The organism is Devosia sp. (assembly GCF_036676215.1).
GTDB lineage: Bacteria > Pseudomonadota > Alphaproteobacteria > Rhizobiales > Devosiaceae > Devosia.
In genome coordinates, this window is record NZ_JAKFDJ010000083.1 from 1 (window position 1) to 2929 (window position 2929).

Genomic DNA, 2929 nt, shown 5'->3' on the forward strand with positions numbered 1-2929 from the left:
CCTGGATCTGGATGCCTTCGAAGACAACTTGCGCACCATGCAAGTGCTGGCCGAGCGCCACGGCGTGGCACTGCGGCCGCACGCCAAGGCCCATAAATGCCCTGAAATTGCAATCCGGCAAGTGGCGCTGGGCGCCAGCGGGATATGCTGTCAGAAGGTTTCGGAAGCGGTCCCCTTCGTGGCGGCCGGCGTGCGCGATGTCCTGATCAGCAACGAAGTGGTCGGGGCGCCCAAGCTTGCCCTGCTGGCGCGCCTGGCCAGGCAGGCGCAAATGTCGGTGTGCGTCGACAATGTCCGCGCGGTCGAGGCCCTGTCTGCAATGATGGTCGAATACGAGGCCAGCGTGCGCGTTCTGGTCGAAATCGACGTAGGCCAGAAGCGTTGCGGCGTGCAGACCCCGGAAGAGGCGGTATCGCTGGCGCGCCTGGTACAGAAACTGCCCAATATCACTTTTGTGGGCGTGCAGGCCTATCACGGCGGCTTGCAGCACAAGCGCTCGCTGGACCAGCGCCAGAAGTCCGCCGACAAGGCGGTACGCACGATACGTGCTTATATGGATGCGTTTGCCGGGGCCGGGATAGCCTGTCCGGTCGTCAGCGGCGGCGGAACCGGCACTGCGGCATTCGATGTGACCAGTCAGGTATATACCGAAATCCAGGCGGGTTCGTATGCCTTCATGGACACCGATTACGCCGGCATCGACTGGGGCGACGCCCTGTCTTTCCGGCATAGTCTGTTTTTGCTGGGCACCGTAATGAGCACGCCTACGCCCGAAAGGGCTGTGGTCGACCTTGGGCTGAAGTCCACCAGTGCTGAAAGCGGTGCGCCGCAAGTCGCCGATCACCCCGATTTGCGTTGCGTGGCCGTGCACGACGAGCATTGCATACTGCTGGCCGACAGCCGGCGCAGCCGCCCTGAAATAGGGACGCAGCTGCGCCTGATACCAGGGCATTGCGATCCCACCTTCAATTTGCATGACTGCATCGTGGCGGTGCGGGGCCAGCATGTCGAAGCGCTCTGGCCGATCAGCGCCCGAGGACTGAGCCGCTAGTGTGCTGTTTGGTTAGCCAAGCAGCACACTAGGCCGACGCGCCGCCTAGACCGCGATTGCGATCAGTTCGGCCCCGTCGCCGACCTGGTCGCCGACATCGAAGAACAGTTCCTCGACGGTGCCGTCGGACGGAGCATGTATGGTGTGCTCCATCTTCATCGCTTCCATGACCAGCAGGGCGTCGCCGCTTTTGACCTTGTCGCCGGCCTTGACCGAGATGGAAATGATCTTGCCGGGCATAGGCGCGGTCAGGCCTCCTTCGTGCTCATTGGAATCATCCTGTGCATGCGCCACGGCATCGTGAACCTGCAGCACTTGGACAGCGCCATTGGCAAACACATGCACATTTTCGCCCTGGATCACGACATTGGCCGAGGCGTCCGAGGTGTCCAGGCGAACGCGCACCTGGTATTGCCGTGGCGCCAGCGCTTCGGTATGCCATTCGAATGACTGGGATTGGCCATTGTGGGTGTATGTCCATGCCATGCCGTCGCGGGCAATGTGAATGTCGCGCAATGCCTCCTGTTCCAGCAGGGAAAAGACTTGCCGGTAGCTGCCGTTGATGCGCCAGCCATCTGCCTGGGCCCATGGGTCGACGTGCACCGTGTTCTGGCGAACGGCCGACTGTGCTAGCCCCTGTCTGGCCAGCAGCGCGGCCACGGCCAATGCCAGTGTGCTGTCCGGGGCGGGTGCCGCAGGCGGGAAAAGGCTGTCGTGCTGACGTTCGATAAGCCCGGTATCCAGATCGGCACTGGCGAAAGCGTCGTCCAGCATCAGCCGTCGCAGGAAGGCAATATTGGTCTGCACGCCCACGCTTCGGATTTCGCCCAGTGCCTGCACCATGCGCGCCCGGGCCTGATCGCGATCGGCCCCGCGCACAATCAGCTTGGCAATCATGGGATCGTAGAAAGGACTAATGGTATCGCCGGCCCGCACTCCGCCATCGACCCGGATATCGCCGTTCTGAAAGGCGCTGTGCGGAGGGAAGTTCAGCGTAGTCAGCGTGCCTATGGACGGCAGGAAGCCTTTATCGGGATTCTCGGCATAGATGCGCGCCTCGATGGCGTGACCGGTAATGGACAGCTCTTCCTGTGTGACGGGCAGCGCTTCGCCGGCCGCGACGCGCAGCTGCCACTCGACCAGATCGTGGCCGGTAATCATTTCGGTCACGGGGTGCTCGACCTGCAGCCGGGTGTTCATTTCCATGAAGTAGAAACGGCCATCGGGTTCAACGATGAATTCAACCGTACCCGCACCGACGTAGCTCACCGCCCGAGCGGCGGCAACCGCGGCTTCGCCCATGGCGCGGCGACGTTCGTCCGTCATGCCCGGAGCGGGCGCTTCTTCGATGACTTTTTGATGGCGGCGTTGCACCGAGCAGTCGCGCTCGAACAGGTAAAGGCAATTGCCGTGGGTATCGGCAAAGACCTGGATCTCGATATGCCGAGGCTTCTGCAGGTAACGCTCGATCAGGACCTTGTCGTCGCCGAAGCTGCTGGCTGCCTCGCGCTTGCACGATGCCAGGGCTTCGCCGAAGGCGGCGCTGGACTCGACAATGCGCATTCCTTTTCCGCCGCCGCCGGCGCTTGCCTTGATGAGTACCGGGTATCCCATGGCGTCGGCCTGCGACTGCAGGAAGCCGGGGTCCTGGTTGTCGCCATGGTAGCCCGGCACAAGCGGCACGCCGGCTTTTTCCATGAGCGTCTTGGCCGCCGATTTGCTGCCCATGGCGGCAATCGCGCTGATGGGCGGCCCTACAAATACAATTCCCGCGTCGGCGCAGGCTTGCGCAAAGCCTTCATTTTCGGACAGAAAGCCGTAGCCGGGATGTATGGCTTGCGCGCCCGCTCGGCGGGCCGCATCGAGAATGGCGTCTGC

General features: G+C 62.8%; 2 protein-coding genes. One reads left to right on the forward strand and one right to left on the reverse strand.

Annotated features, from left to right (window positions below; all coding sequences use genetic code 11):
- A partial coding sequence (locus V6M52_RS08890) for a DSD1 family PLP-dependent enzyme (protein ID WP_332700759.1) occupies window positions 1-1051 on the forward strand: 1051 nt, incomplete at its 5' end.
- 45 nt (window positions 1052-1096) lie between these two features.
- Here V6M52_RS08890 and V6M52_RS08895 read toward each other — a convergent pair.
- On the reverse strand, window positions 1097-2929 hold a 1833-nt coding region (locus tag V6M52_RS08895), incomplete at its 5' end, for an acetyl/propionyl/methylcrotonyl-CoA carboxylase subunit alpha (RefSeq protein WP_332700760.1).